20 protein-coding genes are annotated in these 22,052 nt (G+C 48.9%); 6 read left to right on the top strand and 14 right to left on the bottom strand.

Translation table 11 applies throughout. The features are described 5' to 3' along the window. Window positions 1-320: 320 nt before the first annotated feature. The 4 genes from B147_RS0116730 to mnmG all read right to left on the bottom strand — a co-directional run bounded on the left by B147_RS0116730 (window position 321) and on the right by mnmG (window position 5,612). Window positions 321-2,105 (bottom strand): DUF3426 domain-containing protein, encoded by a 1,785-nt coding sequence (locus B147_RS0116730; RefSeq protein WP_020588352.1) that lies wholly within the window; start codon window positions 2,103-2,105, stop codon window positions 321-323. Between the two features lie 30 nt (window positions 2,106-2,135). Continuing rightward, on the bottom strand, window positions 2,136-2,648 hold the full coding sequence (gene hpt, locus B147_RS0116725) for a hypoxanthine phosphoribosyltransferase (protein ID WP_020588351.1): 513 nt from the start codon (window positions 2,646-2,648) through the stop codon (window positions 2,136-2,138). A gap of 6 nt (window positions 2,649-2,654) precedes the next feature. Beyond that, the gene (locus tag B147_RS0116720) at window positions 2,655-3,614 is read right to left on the bottom strand and encodes a DnaJ C-terminal domain-containing protein (RefSeq protein WP_020588350.1); all 960 of its coding nucleotides are present in this window, start codon (window positions 3,612-3,614) and stop codon (window positions 2,655-2,657) included. Between the two features lie 114 nt (window positions 3,615-3,728). Beyond that, entirely contained in the window at window positions 3,729-5,612 is a 1,884-nt protein-coding gene (gene mnmG / locus B147_RS0116715) for a tRNA uridine-5-carboxymethylaminomethyl(34) synthesis enzyme MnmG (protein WP_020588349.1), read from the bottom strand. Between the two features lie 150 nt (window positions 5,613-5,762). Between mnmG and mnmL the strand changes: the two genes are divergently transcribed. Then, a complete protein-coding gene (mnmL, locus tag B147_RS0116710; protein ID WP_020588348.1) occupies window positions 5,763-6,710 on the top strand; it encodes a tRNA modification radical SAM protein MnmL/YtqA in 948 nt (315 codons plus the stop codon). 188 nt (window positions 6,711-6,898) lie between these two features. Here mnmL and B147_RS0116700 read toward each other — a convergent pair whose 3' ends face one another. The 3 genes from B147_RS0116700 to B147_RS31830 all read right to left on the bottom strand — a co-directional run bounded on the left by B147_RS0116700 (window position 6,899) and on the right by B147_RS31830 (window position 8,625). Then, the gene (locus B147_RS0116700) at window positions 6,899-7,102 is read right to left on the bottom strand and encodes a cold-shock protein (protein ID WP_020588346.1); all 204 of its coding nucleotides are present in this window, start codon (window positions 7,100-7,102) and stop codon (window positions 6,899-6,901) included. A 260-nt stretch (window positions 7,103-7,362) separates the two neighbouring features. Further along, the gene (locus B147_RS0116695; RefSeq protein WP_020588345.1) at window positions 7,363-8,406 is read right to left on the bottom strand and encodes an FAD:protein FMN transferase; all 1,044 of its coding nucleotides are present in this window, start codon (window positions 8,404-8,406) and stop codon (window positions 7,363-7,365) included. 45 nt (window positions 8,407-8,451) lie between these two features. Continuing rightward, on the bottom strand, window positions 8,452-8,625 hold the full coding sequence (locus tag B147_RS31830; RefSeq protein ID WP_020588344.1) for a hypothetical protein: 174 nt from the start codon (window positions 8,623-8,625) through the stop codon (window positions 8,452-8,454). A 166-nt stretch (window positions 8,626-8,791) separates the two neighbouring features. Between B147_RS31830 and hisD the strand changes: the two genes are divergently transcribed. After that, window positions 8,792-10,090, top strand: coding sequence for a histidinol dehydrogenase (gene hisD / locus B147_RS0116685; RefSeq protein ID WP_020588343.1), 1,299 nt, complete (start codon window positions 8,792-8,794; stop codon window positions 10,088-10,090). 115 nt (window positions 10,091-10,205) lie between these two features. On the opposite strand, the gene B147_RS0116680 is transcribed toward hisD, so the two are convergent. Further along, on the bottom strand, window positions 10,206-11,933 hold the full coding sequence (locus tag B147_RS0116680; protein WP_020588342.1) for a hybrid sensor histidine kinase/response regulator: 1,728 nt from the start codon (window positions 11,931-11,933) through the stop codon (window positions 10,206-10,208). Window positions 11,934-12,624: 691 nt separating this feature from the next. Between B147_RS0116680 and B147_RS0116665 the strand changes: the two genes are divergently transcribed. The 4 genes from B147_RS0116665 (at window position 12,625) to B147_RS0116650 (ending at window position 16,467) form a co-directional block, all read left to right on the top strand. Then, window positions 12,625-13,593: a universal stress protein gene (locus B147_RS0116665; RefSeq protein ID WP_020588339.1), complete on the top strand. Its 969-nt coding sequence runs from the start codon at window positions 12,625-12,627 to the stop codon at window positions 13,591-13,593. Window positions 13,594-13,697: 104 nt separating this feature from the next. Further along, on the top strand, window positions 13,698-14,342 hold the full coding sequence (locus B147_RS0116660; protein ID WP_020588338.1) for a TetR/AcrR family transcriptional regulator: 645 nt from the start codon (window positions 13,698-13,700) through the stop codon (window positions 14,340-14,342). A gap of 32 nt (window positions 14,343-14,374) precedes the next feature. Next, window positions 14,375-15,550 carry an acetyl-CoA C-acetyltransferase gene (locus B147_RS0116655; RefSeq protein WP_020588337.1) on the top strand — a complete coding sequence of 392 codons (1,176 nt, stop codon included), beginning with the start codon at window positions 14,375-14,377 and terminating at the stop codon, window positions 15,548-15,550. Window positions 15,551-15,615: 65 nt separating this feature from the next. Beyond that, on the top strand, window positions 15,616-16,467 hold the full coding sequence (locus B147_RS0116650) for a 3-hydroxybutyryl-CoA dehydrogenase (protein ID WP_020588336.1): 852 nt from the start codon (window positions 15,616-15,618) through the stop codon (window positions 16,465-16,467). Between the two features lie 69 nt (window positions 16,468-16,536). Here B147_RS0116650 and B147_RS0116645 read toward each other — a convergent pair whose 3' ends face one another. The 6 genes from B147_RS0116645 to B147_RS0116620 all read right to left on the bottom strand — a co-directional run bounded on the left by B147_RS0116645 (window position 16,537) and on the right by B147_RS0116620 (window position 21,868). Beyond that, the gene (locus B147_RS0116645) at window positions 16,537-16,776 is read right to left on the bottom strand and encodes a YheU family protein (RefSeq protein ID WP_020588335.1); all 240 of its coding nucleotides are present in this window, start codon (window positions 16,774-16,776) and stop codon (window positions 16,537-16,539) included. A gap of 85 nt (window positions 16,777-16,861) precedes the next feature. Then, window positions 16,862-17,473 carry a class I SAM-dependent methyltransferase gene (locus B147_RS0116640; protein ID WP_020588334.1) on the bottom strand — a complete coding sequence of 204 codons (612 nt, stop codon included), beginning with the start codon at window positions 17,471-17,473 and terminating at the stop codon, window positions 16,862-16,864. 18 nt (window positions 17,474-17,491) lie between these two features. Then, on the bottom strand, window positions 17,492-17,671 hold the full coding sequence (locus B147_RS0116635) for a FeoB-associated Cys-rich membrane protein (protein WP_020588333.1): 180 nt from the start codon (window positions 17,669-17,671) through the stop codon (window positions 17,492-17,494). Between the two features lie 10 nt (window positions 17,672-17,681). Further along, window positions 17,682-19,889 carry a ferrous iron transport protein B gene (gene feoB, locus B147_RS0116630; RefSeq protein WP_020588332.1) on the bottom strand — a complete coding sequence of 736 codons (2,208 nt, stop codon included), beginning with the start codon at window positions 19,887-19,889 and terminating at the stop codon, window positions 17,682-17,684. A gap of 1 nt (window position 19,890) precedes the next feature. Then, window positions 19,891-20,124, bottom strand: a complete 234-nt coding sequence (locus B147_RS0116625; protein ID WP_020588331.1) for a FeoA family protein — start codon at window positions 20,122-20,124, stop codon at window positions 19,891-19,893. 226 nt (window positions 20,125-20,350) lie between these two features. Next, window positions 20,351-21,868 carry an AMP-binding protein gene (locus B147_RS0116620; protein ID WP_020588330.1) on the bottom strand — a complete coding sequence of 506 codons (1,518 nt, stop codon included), beginning with the start codon at window positions 21,866-21,868 and terminating at the stop codon, window positions 20,351-20,353. Window positions 21,869-22,052: the final 184 nt, after the last annotated feature.

Genomic DNA, 22,052 nt, shown 5'->3' with positions numbered 1-22,052 from the left:
AAGGCGCTCAGTCGATTCGTATACCCAAGTATTTCACGTTCTACCTGCTCCAATTCTTGAGCATTGCGAACCAACCTCGGATCGTCCTCCAGTTCTTTCAGGCAGGCATAGACTTCTTCAACAGTATTGCAATCTTCAGCTTTTTTCATCAGCACAGTCCAATTTTATAGTCGTCTCAGCGAGAAGAAACTATCACGTTTTTTGTTCTCAAAGATAGGCTTTTTTCAAACCGGGAAAATGGGAATGCGCCCGAATCCAGTTACCTGCCGGAGACTATCTTACACGGGCTGACCTGTTCTTTCACCAAGGCAGGCCACAACCTATTCTTGAGCCGGCTCAAATCCCTCTACCGCCACTGTAAAATTGGACAAATCCTCTGGCAAATTGGAAAAAATCAGCATAAACCAGACTTCCGCGCCGGGCTTGATATTGACATTGGTATTTTGATTGCCTTGTTTGACACCCATCTGCTTGGTTATGTCCGAGATATTGCCGGACTTAAGTGTCTCTTCAGGAATTGTATTTCCGCAATAGGCAATCAGCGTTCCTGCTTTGGTGTTGTTCTTTTTCATCAGGGTGCCTTTGACCCGGATGTAGCTGACGGCAGCATTGGACGGGTTTTTAACCTTGCCTGTAATAATGAACAGGTCCCCTGCGCTTTTATTGGAAACAAACCGGCCATCAATGCTGGGTTCGTCCAGTACGGGCTTCAGTGGCGGCTGGGGAGCCTGTTTGGGCTTAATCCACTGGGTGATAAAGGGAATCTGGATGTCGGACACCACCGGAATAGTTACACCAAGACGGATGATTGCCGCATAGCCAACCAGGATCAGCAGCACCAGCACCAACAGAATTTTAACGGCCGGGCTTCCCCCTTTTTTCTTTTTTGCGCTTCGCTTCTGGCGGACACTTTGTGCGGACGGTGGCGTGATCAAAGGCGCTTGTTCTATTGGTTCCCCTGTGGAGATCCCTATTTCGTCATCAGTCGGGGGGGGCAGAGGTGTGTTGTCTTCCGCTTCCGGGTCCGGAATGGTTATGCCGGTATCTTCCGGCTCTGTCTCCTGTTCCAACACCTTGTCATATTCTGCAAATTTATCCTGTTCTGATGCGGCCGGCTCAATTTCTTCGTCCTCGTCCTGTTCCACCGGTTCTTCATCGCCGGCATCAGATTCAAGCTCAAGGTCATTTGAAGGGGAATCGTCTTTTTCTAAATCCGGTTGCGCTTCAATTATGTCGTCCTGCTGTTGGTCAGATTCGTCAATTTCGGCTTTTTCGGGGTCGAAGGATAGATCCCGGGCGTCGTCATCTTCAATGCTAAGATCTTCCTGGAGATCGTCTGCAAATTCAAGTTCCGGCGTTTCATCCTCTTCGATTTCCAGTTCAAGATCTTCTTCCAGTTCAAGGCCGTCAATGGACGGTGCCTCTATATCCGGGTCATCCATATCAAAAGACAGCCCTTCCAGTTCAAGGTCTGCCCCTGTGTCGTCATCCTGGTCAAAACTGATTTCAATATCAGCCGTATCTGAATCTTCGGATATTGATGCCGGTTCAAAGACGGTTTCATTTTCAGTTTCTTCAAATTCAAAATCCTGGGTGTCCAGTTCGAGGCCATCATCCTGAAAGTCCAGTTCCGGTTCATCTATCTCAAAATCAGCCGTTTCGAAATCAAGTCCCCCTTCGTGAAAGTCGTTGGATGGGTCTTCAATTTCGATTTCAATATCCTGGACCTGGGAATCCGGGGATTCTGTGTCTGCCTGGCCTTCAGCCGGCTTTTCTTCAAATACCTGTTCATCGAATTCAATTTCTGAGAAATCAATGTCCGCATCTTCCTGGTCGGCGCTTTGGCTGTGCGAATCGCTTTCTAATTGGGAGTCGTCATCTTGTGATGTGTTAAAGTCCAAATCGTCTTGGGTTGCCGGTTCATCAAAGGAGATCTCGTGTTCTTCAGGTTTCGGGTGATCAGGGAGCTTAATTTCCGGCGGGTCCGGTGGAAAGGCTGTAAAAACATGCCGGCACTTACCGCATCTGACCTTTGACCCCTCCGGCTTAATCAGGGCGTCATCAAGGACAAATTGGGTTGAGCAATTTTCGCAGGTAATTATCATTGGGCATCCCCTTAATTTGAATAATTAACTTTAAAATTTTAATTCAAAGATTGCCGGTAGGTTTCTGTATTTTTCATTGTAGTCCAGCCCATAACCTACGATAAACCCATCAAGACAAAAACATGAATAGTCCACATTAATTTGCGTTTCCCGGCGTTCTTTTTTATCAATCAGCGCACATATTTTTATGGACCGGGGATTTAACAATTGCATGGATTCGACTGTCTTGGTAATGGTCCGGCCTGTATCCACGATATCTTCCACCAGCAGTATATCACGTCCTTTAAGTTCAAGGTCGGGCTGTTTTGTAAACACGATCTGTCCGGTAGATGATGTGTTTTGGTAAGATGATGCACCCACCAGATCAATTTCAAGATCAATGGTGATCTGCCGGACAAGATCGGCCAGAAAAACAAAAGCGCCCTTGAGCACCCCTATAACCACGAGATCAAGACCTTTATAATCCTGGGTGATTTTTTGTCCGGTCTCCTGGATTTTTTCCTCGATTTCCTGTTGGGAAATCAAGGGGATGAGTTCAGGCATGTTAAATTATAATCCCGTTTCTTTAAGTTCCTTGATTAGCTTTTGCTGTTTGGAGTTTAACTTTTTCGGCATCTCTATATTAACCACAACATAGAGATCTCCGCAACCATTTCCTTTCATGTGGGGAATTCCCATGCCAGGCAAACGCATTTTTGACTTGTGTCCGGTCCCCGGCGGCAAGGTCAGGTTTATGGTTTTGCCTGACGGGGTGGTCACCTCAACCTTATCGCCTAAAAGGGCCTGGGTAAGCTGAACATCCTTTGTCATCAGGATATCGTTCCCCTCCAGGGTAATGCCCTGGGGCAAGGTCGGGCTGGACTTGATGTAAAGGTTGCCGGCCGGACCGCCATTGGCACCTGATTCGCCTTTGCCTGCCAGTCTGATTTTTTTACCCTGGGTCAGGCCTTTGGGGATTTTTACCTCAATGGCTTTAGCCTGCCCATTCTGCGAAATGGTGATGGTTTTGCCGGCGCCGTTGATTAATTCGTCCAGGGTTAAAGGAATTTCATATTCCAGATCCTTGCCCCGGGCCGGGGCTTTGCGGCCGAAACCGCCACCAGGCCCCGCGTTCTGGGAAAAGGGATTGCCCCCCATGCCGGAGAACGACGACCTTGCACCACCCTGTTTAAATGCAGAAGAAAAACCGCCGGACCGGTTGAACCCGCCGCCACCGCCAAAACCAAATTCTTTGAGAATATCGCCCAGGTCAAAGTTTCTGAAAATATCCTCCTGGGAGAACCTTTGCTGGAAGTCGGCAGATCCGTAAGTGTCATACTGTTTTCTTTTTTCAGGATCACTGAGCACTGCGTAGGCTTCGGAGATGGTTTTAAACTTATCTTCCAGAGCCTTGTCACCTTTTGTTTTATCCGGATGGTATTTAAGAGCAAGTTTTCTGTACGCCTTTTTTATGTCGGCGGCTGTTGCCGTTTTATCTATTCCAAGTGTTTTGTAGTAATCTTGCGCCATTTTATATCTTATTCCTTTGTGTTTAGCTGTATGGTTATTTCTTTAGTACAAATGTGTAATAAAAATAAGGCGCAACCCGTTTAAGTCAAGGGACTGCAGGGCTCGTCTTTTGCATCAATTAAACCGGTTTTGTCCGAATGCGCTGATGGCCACCATGAGAACGGAGATGGCTGCCGGGGTCATGCCGTCAATGCGGGATGCCTGGCCCAGGGATGCAGGATTGATCCGGTTGAGTTTTTCCCTGATTTCATTGGACAGGCCGTGGGCCGCATCAAAGGAAAATTCAGGCGGAATCTTTATCCGTTCCAGATTCTCAAATTTTTTAATTTCATTATACTGCCGCCGGATATACCCTTCATATTTAATTTCAATTTCCACCTGCCGGGCTGCGCGGTCCTGGACTGGTTCAGAGGCAGGGGCTATCTGCTTTAACAGGTCGTAATTGAGCTCCGCCCGTTTGAGCAATTGAGTTAACGGAACGCCTGTGTCAATGGGATTGGAGTTGTGCCCGGTAAGAAAGGCATTGGTTTCATCACTGGGTTTAACCACGGTTCTGCTCACCCGTTCAAGTTCTCTTTCCGTGGCGGCTTTGATCCGGGAAACCTCATCCAGGCGCGCCCGGTCTGTCAGACCGTATTCATATCCGATCCGGGCCAGGCGCAGATCTGCATTGTCTTCCCTGAGCAGCAGCCGGTATTCGGCCCTGGACGTGAACATGCGGTAGGGTTCTTTGGTGCCCCGGGTGACAAGGTCATCCACCATGACCGCGATATATGCCTGGGACCGGTCCAGAATAAAAGGCGGGCGGCCAAGTATTTTTGCCGCAGCATTGGCTCCGGCCCAAAGGCCTTGGCCTCCGGCCTCTTCATAGCCTGATGTCCCGTTGATCTGTCCGGCCAGGAACAGCCCTTTGATCTTTTTGGTTTCAAGGGCGGGCGTCAGTTCCAGAGGCGACACATAATCGTATTCAATGGCATAGGCCGGACGCATGATCTGGGCCTGCTCAAGCCCTTTGACCGAGCGTACCACCTGGTACTGGATCTCAAGGGGCAGACTGTTGCCCAGTCCCGACGCATAAATTTCTTTGGAGTCGATGCCTTCATATTCCAGGATCACATGGTGGGAGTCCCGGTCCGGAAATTTTACCACCTTGTCTTCAAAGGAGGGGCAGTACCTGGCGGATTGGCCCTTGATATGCCCGCCGTACAGCGCTGAATATTTCAAGTTGTTGCGAATGATGGCATGGGTATCCGGGTTGGTCTGGCCCATGAAACTTGGCAGCATGGGGGTTGTCACCTGGGTGGTGGAAAAGGAGAAGGGTTTGATCACCTCGTCTGATCCGTGGACATTGAATTTTGAAAAATCAATGGAGTCGGCATGCAGCCGCGGCGGGGTTCCGGTTTTCATCCTGCCCATCTCAAGTCCCATGGATTCAAGGCTCAGGGCCAGGCCTGTGGACGCAAATTCTCCGGCACGTCCGGCCTGGATTTTGGAGGACCCGATATGGACGGTGCCCCGTAGAAAGGTGCCTGTGGTAATGACCAGGCAGGCGGCCAAATATTCAAATCCGGTATTATCGGTAATCCCTTTGATTTCATTGTTTTCAACAATCAAAGATTCCACCATGGCCTGTTTAAGGTCCAGATTTTCCGCCTTTTCCAGGACAAGTTTCATGTTTCGCGAATACAAGTTCTTGTCATTCTGGGTCCGGGTGGACTGGACAGCCGGGCCTTTACGGGTATTCAGGGTTCGGTACTGGATGGCCGAAGAATCTGAGACTTTTGCCATCCAGCCGCCCAGGGCATCAATCTCCTTGACCAGCTGTCCTTTGGCGGTACCGCCGATGGAGGGACTGCAGGGCATGGCTGCAATTTTGTCCATGTCAATGGTGAGCAAAAGGGTCTCGCAGCCCATACGAGCTGCAGCCAGAGCCGCTTCACACCCGGCATGTCCTGCACCCACCACAATGACGTCATACTTGTTTTTGAAAGTGTTCATAACATCCTTAGCTATTTTTTACAGGCACTTAATATAATGTCTGGTCGCTATTGGTCAAGCTTTCGCTGCTAATCTTCACCTTGGCAAATTCATTTGTAATCTGTATGGTTAAGCGGCTGCCTTAAGGGGTGAACGCATGAACGTAAAAAGATGAAATGGAGGAAAAAATTGGCAGATGCCGACCGAATGAAACGCTACTCGGATTATAATGCTTATCTGCGCAGCCTGTTTGGTGAGCGGGTGCAGAAAATTTCCGTGGATGCCGGGCTGACCTGCCCGAATCGGGACGGAAGTTTGTCCTGGGCCGGATGTATTTACTGCAATGCAAAAGGGTCGGGAACCGGGGCCTTTGCCAGGGGCCTTTCCATTTCCCAGCAGATTGAGGCCGGAAAGATCGGGGCCGTGAAAAAATACAAAGCCAGAAAATTTCTTGCCTATTTCCAGTCGTTTACCAATACCTATGCCCCGGTGGAGCATCTTAAAGCCCTGTATGACGAAGCCCTGTCTTGTGAGGGTGTGGTGGGCATGGCTGTGGGAACAAGGCCCGACTGTGTGGACAAAGAGAAGATAGATCTGCTTGACGCCTATACAAAGGATTATCTTATCTGGCTGGAATACGGGCTTCAGTCAGCCCATGACGCCACCCTGGCCCTGATCAACCGGGGGCATGATTTCAAGGCCTTTGAACGGGCCATGGCCCTGGTTACCCCTAAAAAAAAACTTAATGTCTGCGCCCATATTATTTTGGGACTGCCCGGAGAAACCCGGGACATGATGCTGGAGAATGCCAGAATTATAGGGGACCTGGGGGTAAATGGCGTCAAAATCCACCTGCTTTATGTGGTCCGGGGCACCGCCTTGGACAAGATGTATGCTCAGGGTCGGTGCACGCCTTTAGAACAACAGGAATATGTGGACCTGGTCTGCGATTTTTTAGAACGGCTGCCCAGGTCCATGATTATCCAGCGAATTACAGGGGATCCTCATTCTGACGAACTTGTGGCCCCGTTGTGGTCGGCCCGGTACAGAGAAACATTCAACATGATTCAACACACCCTTGAAGCCCGGGATTCGTATCAGGGAAAATGCCGGATTTAAATGCACCTGCTACCGCAGGCCATGACAGCCAATAAAAAAAAGCCCCTGAGAATAGAATTCTCAGGGGCTTTAATAACTGTTCAGATGAAAGCGTCCGAAATGCGCCAAGACCCTTTCATATTTTCCTCGGAGAGACCGGGAAACAAAGATAAGGTCCGTCCATGACAGTTATAAATAAAAGTGGTCAGCTATATCACTGTAACATTTGCAGCAGCCGGCCCTTTGGGGCCCTGCTCAATGTCAAATGTGACCTGGTCGCCTTCGTTCAGGGTTTTAAAACCTGTTGCGTTAATGCCTGAATGATGAACAAAGACATCTTTTCCACCATCTTCTACTTCAATAAATCCAAAACCTTTAGTTTCGCTGAACCACTTTACGGTACCTTTTGCCATGTTGGCGGTCTCCTAAATAAAAAAATAAAAATTTGCTTCTAACTTTGGGGGGTAATCACAGAAAATATTGAGATATACACCTTAAGGAAGGAACATATGCATTATACAAAATATACATTTTTCGCATTGTACTGAAAAAATAGAAAATGTCAAGAATATTCCAAGATATATCGTCTATATTTTTACAAATTTGTCCAAGTGCAATGCAAAACTGTTTGCTTGATTCATCAAGTTAAACAGGGAAAGGTTTCATATACGGATCAGAAACCAATTTCATATGATTTAAATCCGGATGACCGCAGTGCTGTTCTTTTTTTCCCGTCCTGGCAGATGATCAGGCATTCGGTATTTTCAAGGCTGTTGATCAGCGCCAGGGCCTGTTGGGTATCCATGACCATCAGTGCTGTGGCAAGACCATCGGCCCGGGTGCAGGTATCGGAAATCACCGATGCCGATACCACGGCGTTTTCAACCGGATAGCCGGTTTTCGGGCTGATAATGTGGGAGTAGACGTGTCCGTTTTTTTCAAAATAGTTTCTGTAATTGCCGCTGGTGGCAATGGCCTTGTTATCCAGGCGCACTTCTTTGTATAAGCCGGCATTCAAAAAGCCTTTTTTGGGGTTTGCAATACCCACGATCCATGGCTTCCGATGCTTGTTTTCTCCAGCGCCGACCAGCTCTCCGCCGATTTCCACAAGGTAGTTCTCAATTCCACCTTCCCTGATCAGGCGGGCAATTTCATCCACGCCATACCCTTTGGCTATGGAACCTAAATCCAGTGTGATGCCGGACGTTGTCTTGGTCAGGACATGATCCCCGATTGTAAGCTTGTTAAAGCCGATACTATTAAGTGCTGTTTTGATCGCCTCCGGTTTAGGTGGCGTGTCCCGCCGTCCCTGTGTGCCGAATCCCCACAGGTCCACCAGGGGTTTGACCGTGCCGTCCCAGGCCCCGTCGGTCAGGGCATGCAGGGTCCTGCATTGGTATAAAACCTGGTAAAAATCTTCAGAAACCCTGAAAGCCTGGTCCTTTGGCGCGGCATTGAACCGGGACAGTTCACTGTCTTTCCGGTACATGGACAACCGGGCATTTACCTGTTTTAAGCGCAGATTAATTTTTTCCTGCCACAGGCTTTTGGACAGCGGTTTGGCGGAAATCAGCTTAATGGAATAGGTGGTGCCCATTGTCTGGCCGGTAAACACATACTCCTGGGCCGCCAAAGACTGGGTGGGTAAAAGCAGGGTGGTTGCTGCAAGCAGCATCAGTTCGAAGATAACTGTTGTGATATACTTGGTCTCAGGCATGGGTGTTTTTCTCCTGGTTTTGTTTATTTTACAGGCATGTATTTATCATACCGGGCAGGATACGTCTATTTTCGATCCGGTCTTAAAATGCAGTGCTTTTATGTAAAGATTTTTTTCATCATCGCTCATTTTCTTTTTTTGAGAGTAAAACTCAAGGCTCCGGTCCAGCCCGTTTTCCCTCTGGTTCTGTTCGATTGCTTCAGCCACGGCCTGTGACATATTCTCATCATTTGGGCTGGATTTTTTAAACCCATTGGACTTGACATTGGTTTTTTGTGCTAAAAATTGATATATATTATCCTTTTATCAAGCGGCTCTGTTCCTCTATTTTGAAAATGGAAGCAGCTTTTTGGCCGAAAAAGAACATAAGTTAAAGAGACACACCATGAAAATATTTAATTACCCGTCCCCGGAAGCGGAAAAAAGGGTCCAGGATACCATAGACAGAGGTTTAGGGTTTTCCAGGGAAGACCAGGACAATGTCCAGGCATTTTTAGATGATGTTAAGAAAAGAGGGGATGAGGCGCTCATCGAATACACCAACAAATTTGACTCCCCGGCTGTTACTTTAGATACGCTTAAGGTAACGGAACAAGAATTTGAAGATGCCCTGAAACAGATGGCCCCACAGTTTTTAAAGGCCCTTAACCGGGCCGTTGAACAGCTCACCGCGTTTCACAGCCGCCAGAGGGAAAATTCATGGATGGACACCCCCAGAAACGGGGTGATGGTAGGCCAGATGGTCCGGCCGGTGGCCGCGGCAGGCATCTATGCCCCCGGCGCCAAGGGCGGTAAAACCCCCCTGGTCTCGTCCGTGCTCATGGGCGGAATCCCGGCCAAGGTGGCGGGCGTGGAATCAATCTCGTTGATGACGCCGCCTATGGCTGACGGAAAAATCAATCCCCAGCTTCTTGCGGCAGCCCGGGCCGTGGGTATTGATTCCGTGTTCAAGGCCGGTTCTGCCTGGGCCATTGGGGCGCTGGCTTACGGAACGGCCCAGGTGCCCAAGGTGGATGTGATTGTGGGGCCGGGAAATATTTATGTGGCCCTTGCCAAAAAAATTGTTTCCGGAACCGTCAGTATTGATATGATTGCAGGTCCCAGCGAAATTCTGATCATTGCAGATAACACCGCAGATCCTGAATGCATTGCCGCAGACCTGCTTTCCCAGGCCGAGCATGATGTTCTGGCATCGGCTGTACTGGTGACCGATTCCCAGGATCTGGCGCAAAAGGTTTCCGCTGCGATTGGGCCCCAGCTTGATGCCCTGCCCCGCAAGGATATTGCCGGACCGGCCATTAATGATTTCGGCGCCATTCTAGTGGTTCCGGATATCGATACAGCCATTGACCTGTCCAACCGCCTGGCGCCAGAGCACCTTGAAATTATCGTGGAGTCGCCTTTTGATTATATTGACAGGGTTCAAAATGCAGGGGCGTTGTTCCTGGGACCGTACACCCCCGAACCCATGGGTGACTACATTGCAGGCCCGAACCATGTGCTGCCCACAGCAGGTACGGCCCGGTTTTCATCTGCCTTGAGCGTATCCCATTTTACCAAGAAAACCAGTTTGATCCATTATTCCAAGACCGCCTTTGAACAGGAGGCCGATGATGTGATCACCCTGGCCCGGACCGAAGGCCTGGATGCCCATGCCAATTCAGTAAAAATCCGGCGGAAATAACAACCCTTTTGTTTCCTGTCTTTTTATGAAAGTCTCAATGGGTTCGAAATAAACTTTTAAGCGTTGTTGTGGGTTGAGCCTGGATGTCGATAACCCAGCTCAGCCCATGGCTGTTTTAGAGATTGTCAAGGGCCTGTTGCAGCGCCATGATGGAAAAGGGTTTGGACAGGGCCGCAGAAAATCCGAAAAAAGAATGGTTTTCCATGACCGCATCATTGGCATATCCCGAGGACACAATACCCTTAATGCCAGGATTCAGTGCCAGCAGCTTTTCCATGGTCTCTTCGCCTCCCATGCCATGCTTCACTTCAAGGTCAAGGATCACCTTGCCGATAATTTTACCTTCCACAAGACAGGACTGATATTTTTCCACCGCCTCTTCGCCGGATTTTGCAAGGACAGGTTCGTAGCCCAGCCGGGTAAGAATTATTTCGGTGATTTCCAGAATCATGGCATCGTCATCCATACACAACACAAGGGGTTTCCGGGTTGCCGCCCTGACGGGCCGTATTGCCTTGGGCTCCGCCTCTTTGGGCTTAAGGGTTTCTTTAGGGGTATCTTTTGGGAAAATAGGCAGAATGATATCCACACAAGTGCCCTGGCCCAGGGTAGAGCGGATCTGGATATTGCCCTGGTGATTTTTCACAATGGCCCAGGCAATGGAAAGTCCAAGCCCGGTTCCCCGATTACCCCCTTTAGGTTTGGTGGAAAAATAGGGATCAAAAATTTTTTCTAAAATATCCGACTTGATTCCCCTGCCCTGGTCCATGATTGATATGACAATCATGCCTTTTCTTTTAGGATAAAGTTTAGCCGTGATCTTCACCGTACCCTTATTGTCCATGGCCTCTGATGCATTGATAACAACATTCTTCAGCGCTTCATTGAGGGCGTCCCTGTCAGCTTCGATAACAGGAGGCAGGTCAAAGACCTCGAGCCGGGAAACAATATTTTTTTCCTGTTTCAATTGGTCAAAGGTGGCGGTAATAAAGCCTGTCAGGTCAATGTGGGTTTTAATACCCACGGTACTGCTGCTGGAAAAAATTACAAATTTAGAAGCAAGATTTTTTGCCTGGAGAACCGATTGTTCTGCGTCATCCAGGTATCCTCTGATGGTCCCGCTTGCCGCCGCCATCTGGGCCAAATTAATATTGCCAAGCGTGACGGAGAGGGTGTTATTGAAATCATGGGCAATGCCCCCTGCCAATGTGGCGATGGCTTCAAGCTTCTGGCTGCGGACCAGGCGTTCTTTGGCTTTGCTGAGTTCATTCTCCGCCTGCTTCTTTTTAATGGCCGTGGCAATGGTATCTGAAACGAAACTGAGCAACTCCACATGTGCTTCATTGTATTTGACGGCACTGGTATAACTTTTTACCGCCATCACGCCGATCACTTCGTCCTTGACCATCAACGGAATACCCAGCCAGTTTTTAGGCAATCGTCCCAAAACCCTGCCTTTGGCTGCAAGGTCCGTAAGTTGCTGTTCATCCAGCAGTAACGGTACTTTGTTCATAACCACATCACCGGTTAAACAGCACTTTTCAGGGAAATTGTATACCCATTCAGGTGACAGGTCTGACTGTTCATCCCTGCGAAATACGTACTGTATGGCTTTCTGATCTTCGTGATAAATGGCTATAAAAAAATTAGAGATATCCATAAGACCTGATACCCGTTTATATATGGAGGCATACAGATCCGCAAGGGAATCACAGGTAGTCAAATCGGATGTAATATAGAACAGTGTTCTATTGATCAATTCCGCCCGGCGAGCGCCCTGGATGGAGCGCTCCAGTCGTTTGATCTGTTGCTCAAGCATTTCGTAACTGGGTTTATCGCTCATTCAAATCTTCCCTGTAATACAATGTACTTCTTGCATGAAGGGTCGGGGCAGATAAGGTGCCAGATAGTACCTCAAGTATAATATACGCACCCGCTTTAAGGGTACTATTGCCTTTTTATCTTCCGATGTTAATCCCCCAACGTTGAGGAATACTTTGCCTCGGGCCATGGTTACGGTCCTTTTGGACATGGCTTGGAAGAATGTATCTTATATGATTTTCACAAAAGCATCAAGTCATTGGGACGGCCCCAAATCCAGGATCGACACAATTAAAAACCTTTACCCCCAGGATGAGACAAACCGGACGCAGTCGGCAAATGCTCTGCTTCATGATTGAAATAAAATCTCCCACCTACTGATCTTTAAATTCTAATTTATAAAAATAGGCAAGTCCACAATTTTTTCCATGTGGGGGGGGTAACAGATCTCTTTTTCATAACTTGAGCTCGATTAAGACAAGATGCCAATAACAATCTCCTTTTTGATTTTTAATCGGCAATCCGAAAATCCCTTCCGTTGCCTATACAAGCATATATGAAGGTGCTACAATACATAAAAAAGGTGTTCATAAATTTGAAAATATTTTTTACCTTAATGACCGCTGATTGGTCTATAAATAAAAGAGATAAATTCATTTTGATTATATGGACACAAAAAAATGTATACGTCTATATAATTTCAGGAGCAGATAATGAACCGGTTCAACCACATTATGGCGTGTATTGACCTGTCCGATTACTCACCCATGACTCTGGGCTATACCCTGGGGCTGGCAGGACAGGCGAATATGAAAGTCACCATTTGTTCCATTGTCCCTTTGCGTGAGGTTAACCCGGTGTATATGGCCGGAATGATGTACCCCTGCAGGGAGGACACCAAGGAGTATCTTGAGGAACTTAAAAAAGAGAGGATTGCCCAGATCAAAGAACTGATCCGGACACGTTACCCTGAATTCAACGGCAAAACAGATATCCAGATCAAAATGGGATATCCTGCCGAAGAGATCCTCAGCATGATTGATGAGGTCGATCCGGACCTTGTGGTCATGGCCAACAAAGGGCGTTCCAACCTGTCCAGCTTTATGTTCGGCAGCGCGGCGGAATTTGTATTCCGTCACTGCAGAAAGGCGTTGTTTAGTGTCAGGGACAAACATATTTTTAAGCGGATGTACTCAGGCACCGAACAGCCGGAACCCGGAGAAATTCGGAACATTATCGCTGCGGTGGACTTTTCTCCCTGGACCGAGCATATTCTGGCACGGGCGGGATGGATGGCCCAAACAACCGGCGCAAAGCTCCATGTGGTCCATTGCATCGGCAACAAGGAGATGGCCTGGATTAAATCCCATTACATCCCTGAAAACACCTTTTCCGAAGAAGAATTTTTACCCAAAGCCAAACAACGGCGAAGGGACCGGCTTGAGGGTCAGATAAAGGCGGCAGGCATTGGGGATTTACCAGGGATCGATATCACTATTGATTCGGGAGATCCTTGTGAACAGATCCTTTCTGCCACAAAGGCTCTCAGAGCAGATGCCCTGATTTTAGGCCCCCTAGGTCACAGTCGCTCGGTCAAATTCGTTCTGGGCAGCACCATTGAAAAAATTTTTCGTCATAGCCCGGTGCCGGTACTGCGTCTGAGTCCTGATATCTGCATTTAAGAATCATTCAATAATGACGCATACCCAGAATATTCCCTCCCGGGAACACGGTTTGTCCGTCCCGGGAGGTTTTGAATATTTGGGTTCACCCGAAGGAGCACCCCATGGCCCGGCAAAAGGCGCAACCTGCATCCGGTGCAGATGTCCCCACCCAAATAAAAAATGAAAAGTTAGTCCGCAAACGGCGTCAACAGATCATTGATGCCACGGTCAAGCTGTCCATCGAACATGGTTACCACAATACCACCACGCGGATGATTGCCAAAGCTGCGGGCTTTTCCATCGGCTCTTTGTATGAGTATATCAGCTCCAAGGAAGACCTTTTGTATCTGGTGTGCAGCGCCATCCACGAAGAGGTCCAGAAGGCCGTGGAAGATGCCCTGTCCGGTGAAGTCTGTGAAAAGACACAACTTGCCACTGCCATTCGTCGGTATTTTATTGTATGTGATAAAATGTCGGATCATGTCCTGCTCATGTACCAGGTCACCCAGTTTCTGCCGGACAAATGGAAAAAAAGGGTACTGGACACTGAACTGGATATTTCCAATACATTTATTAAAGCCCTGACCCAACTGTCCGGGAAAAATGATTTCCCCCATCTGGATGAAAAAGCATGCAGCCTGGTGGGGCACAACATTTCCGTGCTCGGGCATATGTGGGCCTTTCGGCGGTGGTATCTTAAAAAAAATTTTACCATAGACCAGTACATTTCCACCCAGACAGACTTTATTTTGGGTCTTATTTATTAAAAAGACAGGGTAAAAGAATAAAGGAGCGTAAAATGAATAAAGCAGTAATCGTCAGTGCCACCCGAACCCCTTTAGGCAGTTTTGGCGGTTCATTAAGCGGCATGGGTGCCACAACACTTGGGGGCCTTGTAATCAGGGAAGCAATCCGGCGTGCTGATATCGAGGATGCCGTGGTGGATGAGTGCATCATGGGCATGGTTCTGCCCTGCGGTTACGGCCAGAATCCGGGAAAACAGGCGGTGGTTAAAGCGGGCCTTCCCTGGGAAGTTGAAGCCATTACCGTAAACAAAGTGTGCGGATCATCGCTTAAAGCCGTTATGCTGGCCGCCCAGGCCATCCAGTGCGGTGATGCCGATGTGGTGGTGGCCGGCGGCATGGAGACCATGAGCATGGCACCTTATTATATGGACAAGGCCAGATGGGGGCACCGCATGGGACCGGGCCGCATTGAGGACCATATGGTCCATGACGGGCTGTGGGATGTTGTCAATGATTTTCACATGGGCATGTCCAACGAGCTTTGCTCCGAGCGCTGGGACGTCACCCGTGAGGACCAGGACCGGTTTGCGGCCCAGTCCTATGAAAGGGCCAACAAGGCGGTGGCCCAGAGGCGGTTTAAGGATGAAATTATGCCCGTTTCAATCCTCCAGCGAAAGGGTGACCCCAAAGTTTTTGATACGGATGAATGCCCCAAGGAGACAAGCTTTGAATTTTTGTCTAAAATGAAGCCGGCGTTTAAAAAAGATGGCGTGGGCACGGCAGGCAATGCGTCCATCATCTCCGACGGCGCAAGCGCCGTGGTCGTTATGAGCGAATCAAAAGCAAAGGAGTTGGGATGTACGATCATGGCTGAAATCGGCGCCCAGGCCTCCTACGGCATTGATATGAAATATGTGCTCATGGCCCCCATTTATGCCATCCCCAAAGTGTTAAAAAAGCAAGGGATCAATATTAATGATGTGGGCCTGTTTGAAATCAACGAAGCCTTTGCCGGCACATCCGCCGGCATTAACAAGGTCCTGGAACTGGACCCGGAAAAAGTGAACGTGAACGGCGGCGCCGTCTCTTTGGGCCATCCCATCGGCGCTTCCGGAGCCCGGGTTCTGACCACGCTATTATATGAAATGGCTAAAAGAGATGTGAAAACCGGCCTGGCTTCGCTCTGTTTGGGGGGAGGGGAGGCAGTGGCACTAGTTGTTAACCGGTAGGCACTAAATAGTGCCTGTCCTAAATAAAAATTTTTTCAAGTTGAATGCATAGGAGAACACAAACAATGGAAGTAAAAACCTTTGGTGTTGTTGGTTCCGGCCAGATGGGCAACGGCATTGCCCAAGTGGCTGCTGCGGCAGGGATGAATGTAATCATGAGCGATATTAAAGAAGAGTTCTGCGAAAAAGGCCTTGCCACAATCTCAGGCTCCATGGACCGTCTGTTAAAAAAAGAAAAAATAACCCAGGCGGATAAGGATGCCACCCTTGCCAGAATCACCACCACTACGAATTTAAAAGATATGGCCAAAGCCGATTTTGTGGTGGAAGCCGCTGTGGAACGTGAAGACCTGAAATTTCAAATATTCAGAGACCTGGATGAAGCCTGCCCGGAAAACGTAATCCTGGCCTCCAACACCTCATCCATCCCCATCGGCAGCATTGCGGCCCAGACCTCCCGGCCGGACAAGGTGATAGGCATGCATTTCATGAACCCCGTTCCCATGATGAAACTTGTGGAGGTCATCAAAGGGATTGCCACTTCCGAAGAGACCTTCAACCTGACCTGGGATCTGTCTAAAAAATTCGGCAAGGTCCCGGCGGAAGCCAATGATTATCCCGGGTTCATTGCCAACCGGATCCTGATGCCCATGATCAATGAGGCGATTTTCTGTCTCTACCAGAGCGTCGGCACCAAAGAGGACATTGATACGGTCATGAAGCTTGGTATGGCCCATCCCATGGGGCCGTTGACCCTGGCCGACCTCATTGGTCTGGACACCTGCCTGGCCATCATGGAAACCTTGTATGATGGATTCAAGGACTCCAAATACAGACCCTGCCCGCTGTTGAGAAAATATGTACAAGCCGGCTGGTTGGGGCGGAAGACCGGCAAGGGATTTTACGATTATAAATAGTGTTTGACGGCATCCCGAATAAAAAAATAAGGAAAAGGCGGGGCACTCTTCACCCCGCCTTTAATCTTTCTATTTTACAAATTTCAAGATAGGATCATTGGTCTTGAATATATTACAGGTTTCCGATTCCGAATCAAAAACAATAACGGCTTTTCCGGTTCGAAGCTGATCCAGAACTTGATTCATTTTGATTTCCAGGGGCACTTCAGTCTCCCCGTAATCGGTACCGTCACGGGTAACGAACTCTTCAACAACACCTTCAAGCGCGTCAGGGCTAAGCTGGTCATAGGGTATTTTAACCGCTTTCATTACTGAATTTCCAATCCAACATGGTTTTAATCTTTTTATCGGTCCGAGTCTTTTTTAAGTTGACCAGTTTTCCAATTCATCTCCATTATTTTGCCGCCATGACCCAAATGCTTACGACACCCCGCGCGTGTCGGATCTGCTGCTGGATTTCAAAATAGTCTCGAATTACAGGTGACATGCCGCCGTTGCCTACATAGGCTTTAAAATTGAGATAGTGCGCTTTTCCGGCCAGGCGTTCAATCATGTTGACAGCGATCTTGCTGGTCATCTTGGTCTGATTATCCAAAGAAAAATCCACCAGAATAAGTTGCCCACTAAGCGCGAGCAGGCGCCTGGCCTCAGCTATCATCTTAGTTTGCACCCTGGCAGGTTTTTCATGAACAGCAAGGGAAATAATGATGGTGTCGAAACTTGCACCAGGCAGACCAGTCTCCTGCACATCGCATTCCAGCAGATTGGCAATTTTGTTGCCTTTTCCGGCAACCTTTAGCATGTCGGAGGATATATCCACACCTGTTAAATTGCTGAAACCTGCATCGGACAATCTTTTGAGCTGATCGCCGGTGCCGCAGCACAAATCCAGAATGCGTGCGTCATGGTCCGGGATCAGCCGGATTATATCCTGCCGGATATTTTTCAGGACAAAATAGAGAATCGGATCGTATATTTTTGCAGTAAAAGCGTCTTGGGTATCCATTGTTCCCTTCCGATTATTTCATGACTGGTCGTCGGCATCCGAGTCATCTTTCTGGGTGCAGCAGTTTTTTTCCGGGCCGGGTGTACATCCTTCGCATCCGCAAGCGCACGAGGACTCTCCTTTAAAAGCATTGATCATTCTTTTTATGCAGTAAAACAACGCCGCTGCCACAATCAATCCAACCAGAATATTTCCCATTTTTTCCTCCTTAATTAACAAGCAGGGATCCGACCTGGTACGTCACTACAGACAACATAAAGGCCAGGACGGTGTTAAACCCAACAGAAAAAGCAGCCCATTTCCATGACCCGGTTTCCCTGGCAATGCAGACAACGGTGACAAAACAGGGGGCATAAAACACCGTAAAAATCATCAGTGCAAAGGCGGTTACAGGCCCCCATCCGGGAGATTTGGCAAGCCTTTGACCCAAAGAATCTGTGCTTTCAGGGTCCACATCACCAAGGGAATATGCTGTTCCCAGTGTGGAAACCACCACCTCCTTAGCGGCAAAACCACCCACCAGGGCGATATTGGTCCGCCAGTCAAAGCCAGCCAGGTAAGAAATTTTTTCAAGACCTTTGCCGATTCTGCCGGCAATGGATTTTTCCAGCCGGGTCAAGGCAGCCTCTCCGTCAATACCGGATAGGGCATCCTGAACCTCCCGGGCTTCGGGTGAAAGCTCCGCGCCGTCATCTGCGGTTTCAAGTTCCTTTAAAACGTCTGCCGGGACTGAATCGGTAATCGCTGTGCGCCGGGATTCAAATTGTGCGGTAGTTTTGTCATCAAGCCCGGGAAAGGTCATCATGGCCCAAAGCAGAATGGAAATCCCCAGAATAACGGTCCCGGCTTTTTTCATATATTGCCAGGTCCTTTCCCAGGTGTGGATCCAAAGGCCCTTGAGGGTGGGAAAACGATAGGGGGGCAGTTCCATGACAAAGGGTGTGGCTTCGCCCCGGATCACTGTGGTCCTCAACAGTTTCGCCACCAGAAGTGCGCCGATCCAGGAAATCAAGGTCAAAATGACCATGATCGTGGCCTGGTTTTTTGGAAAAAAGGCGGCGATCAGCAGGGCATACACCGGCAGTTTAGCCCCGCAGTTCATGAACGGCACCGTTAAAAGTGTGGCCAGCCGTTCCCGGGGGGATTTCAGGGTACGGGCCGCCATAACGCCGGGAACGGCACATCCGCCGGCAATACCACCGGAAACGATAAATGCCATCACCGAACTGCCGTGAAGCCCGAATATCCGAAATACTCGGTCCAGCATAAATGCCATTCTGGCCAGGTATCCTGAATCTTCAATAAATGAGATGCCTAAAAACATGAACATAATCAGCGGTACAAACCCCATGACACCGCCTACGCCATCAATGATTCCGGAGACGATCATGGATTTGAGAAGGCCGTCGGGCAAAACCGCATCCGCCACACCGCTGACCCAGCCAAAAAGCCCTTCGATCCATTCCACCGGCAACGCACTGTAGGTAAAGGTAAACTGATACAGGGCTGCCAGCACCCCCACCATAATCAAGGGACCTAAAAACCGGTTGGTCAGCACTTTGTCGATTTGATCCGAACGCTGGAGCCGGTTGCGGTCGTAAGCAAACCGAATCACATTCTGTTTGAGTACGGAGTTGATAAATCCGTACCGCTGATCGGCAATCATGCCTTCGGGATGGATGTCAAGGGTGGCAGACATATGGCGCTGGAGCTTTTCCCCAATGGCCATGAGTTTGGCCGCTGTTTCTTTATCCCGGGAGTCGCCAAGCTCAAGAATCTGGGTATCGTTTTCAAAATATTTAAGGCCCACCCAGCGGGCCGGATAGATATCCGTTAAAAAGTGGTTTTCCTCGATGATCTTTTCCATTTCATCCAGGGCTTCGTCAATGTCCTGGCCATAGGAGATCAACAACGGCGAGGCAGGTTGGCCAATTCCCTTTGCGACCTGCTCCAGCAACTCTTTTTTGCCTTTACCTGTCCTTGCCACCATGGGCACCACAGGAACACCTAAAAGGTCGGACAGTTTGTCAATATCAATATCTATCCCTCTTTTTTTAGCCACATCCATCATGTTCAAGGCCAGACAGACCGGAATACCCATTTCCATAAACTGCACGGACAGGTAAAGATTCCGTTCCAGGTTTGAGGCATCCACAATATTAACGACCATGGCCGGTTTTTCATTGACCAGGTAGTCCCTTGCCACCACCTCTTCCAGGGAATAGGCTGTCAGGGAATAGGTGCCCGGGAGGTCTATGATCTCAAAGGTACCGGCCTCGGAAACGCAGGTGCCCTGTTTTTTTTCAACCGTGACCCCAGGGTAGTTGCCCACCTGCTGGCGGGCCCCTGTCAGTTCGTTGAAAAGGGTTGTTTTCCCGGCGTTTGGATTCCCTGCAAGGGCAATGGCGATACTCATTTTATTCCACCTCCACCTGGATATAATCGGCTTCGTTGTTTCTCAAGCTCAACGTGAATCCCATAATCCGCAATGCCACCGGGTCATAAAGCGGGGCACGGCCCTGGATGGTGATTTCTTTTCCGGGAACAATACCCATGTCCCTTATACGGCGGCCCATTTCGCCCTGCGCTTTTACCGACGTTATGACCCCGGTTTGATTTCTTTTCATTTGCCTCAGGTTGATGACGGTCATTAAAAAAACTCCTCTTATAATTCACAATCTGACTTGTGATGCTTTTTAGCGTCATTGCGGATAAGTTTTATACAAATAACTTTTATGTTGGTCAATAAAGAAGTAACCATTATTGAACAATAGGGAAGGGGGAAGGATAAAAACGTAAGGACGTTGAACGGCACAATCTTTGTGGACAAAGAAGTTGTCGATAAGGACTGTGCCGAGTTTGCCTGGTATATAATGATTATTGTCCGTGGGTATATTTTTCTTTAATTGCAAAGCGGTCTATCTCTCCTGCCGCAGTCAGGGGCAACTGATCAACAAATACAATGGATTTTGGTTTCTTAAAACCGGCAATCAGGGTGCCGGTATAGGCAATTAACTCTTTTTCTTCAACAGTGCAGCCGACGTTCAGGGTACACACGGCCTTGACGGCCTCTCCAAATTCCGCATCCGGCACGCCGAAGACACATGCCTTATCTACGGCCTCATGGCTTACAAGGGCATTTTCCACCTCTGCGGGGAACACATTTTCCCCGCCGGGTTTGATCAACTCCTTTTCCGGCTTGCGGCCTTTAAAATAAAGGTAGCCGTTTTCATCCAACTGTCCCATGTCACCGGTATGGTGCCAGCCGTTTCTGAATGTAAAGGCATTGAGGTCGTCGGCATTCCAGTACCCCTTGAATACCAGGGGGCCTTTGACAAGGATTTCTCCGGTGCTGCCCGGCGGCAGGGCATGATCCAGATCATCGGCAACGATCATCCTGACCAGGGGCGACACCTGGCCCGCAGATCCGGGCGCCTCAAAAATAGGAGAAAACGTAATCAGGCCGGAGGTTTCAGTCTGTCCATACATAATCCAGAATTTTGATCCTGTTACCGCCTCCCACTGTCCCGCGGTTTCCGGGTTTTCAAGGCCTGCGACAATTTCAAGGCTGGACAAATCCGGTGCCGTCTCCTGGGATTGGATGCATTCCAGAATGCGGCCCAGAATCGGGGGGAAGGAGCCAAAAATCGACACATTCTGTTCCAGGATCAGGTCGAGGCTGGCTTGGGGCGAAAAGTGGTCCATTATCACATTTTTTCCGCCGGCCATAAGCGTACCAAGCCCGATATTCACCCCCATGATGTGAAACAGGGGTAAAATATTTAAATAGGTTTTTGTTTTGTCCAGACCATAGGCATGCATGAGTTGAAGGTTGGCTAAGATAAGGTTTGCCTGGCTGAGCACCGCCCCCCTTGGTTTACCTTGGACTGCTGCGGTGTGAATAACAATGTAGGCAAGGTCCGGGTCCGAATCACCGGCCAGTTCAACGGCACCCTGGGGTCCAGGCGCATAGAGGGAGGAAAAGTTCTCCGTCAGATTAAAGCTGTGAACAATGCCGCTTCTGTCCTGAATCAGGGGCAGCATTTTGTCTTTCATTTCCTCATCATAAATGACAACCTGTGGCGTGGTGTCATCAAGGGCATGGACCAATTCATCTTCGCCCAGCCGCCGGTTAACGAGCACAAGACACAGGTTTAACGCAGATGCCGCGGCAAACAGGTGAAAAAATGCCGGGCAGTTTTTGGCGACCACGGCCACCCGGGTACCGGCAGCCAGATTGAGCTGTGCCATGCCGCGGGTCAACCGGCAGGCATCGTCAAACAGTTCTGAATGGCTGCGGGTTTCACCATTATAATACAGGGCGCATCCCGGGCCGTTCATCTGGGCGTTTCTATGGAAAAAATCAAAGACCGTCAGTTGATGGGGCGTATTCATTAGGCTTATCCTTATGCTTACAAACAAAGTGACAGGAGCAAAAAACTTTACAGCTTCCCGGACCGGCCGGGGCCTGAAATTTCCTGCCCTTTAACTGTCATGAATTCAAATGCATTGTCAAAAAAATTATTAAACAAAACATGGAAAAGCTAAAAAAATATAGGTCAAGATAGGCGTTGACATC

The sequence above is a fragment of the Desulfobacter curvatus DSM 3379 genome, from assembly GCF_000373985.1.
GTDB classification, from domain to species: domain Bacteria; phylum Desulfobacterota; class Desulfobacteria; order Desulfobacterales; family Desulfobacteraceae; genus Desulfobacter; species Desulfobacter curvatus.
This window is presented reverse-complemented; position numbering and strand designations above follow the sequence as displayed.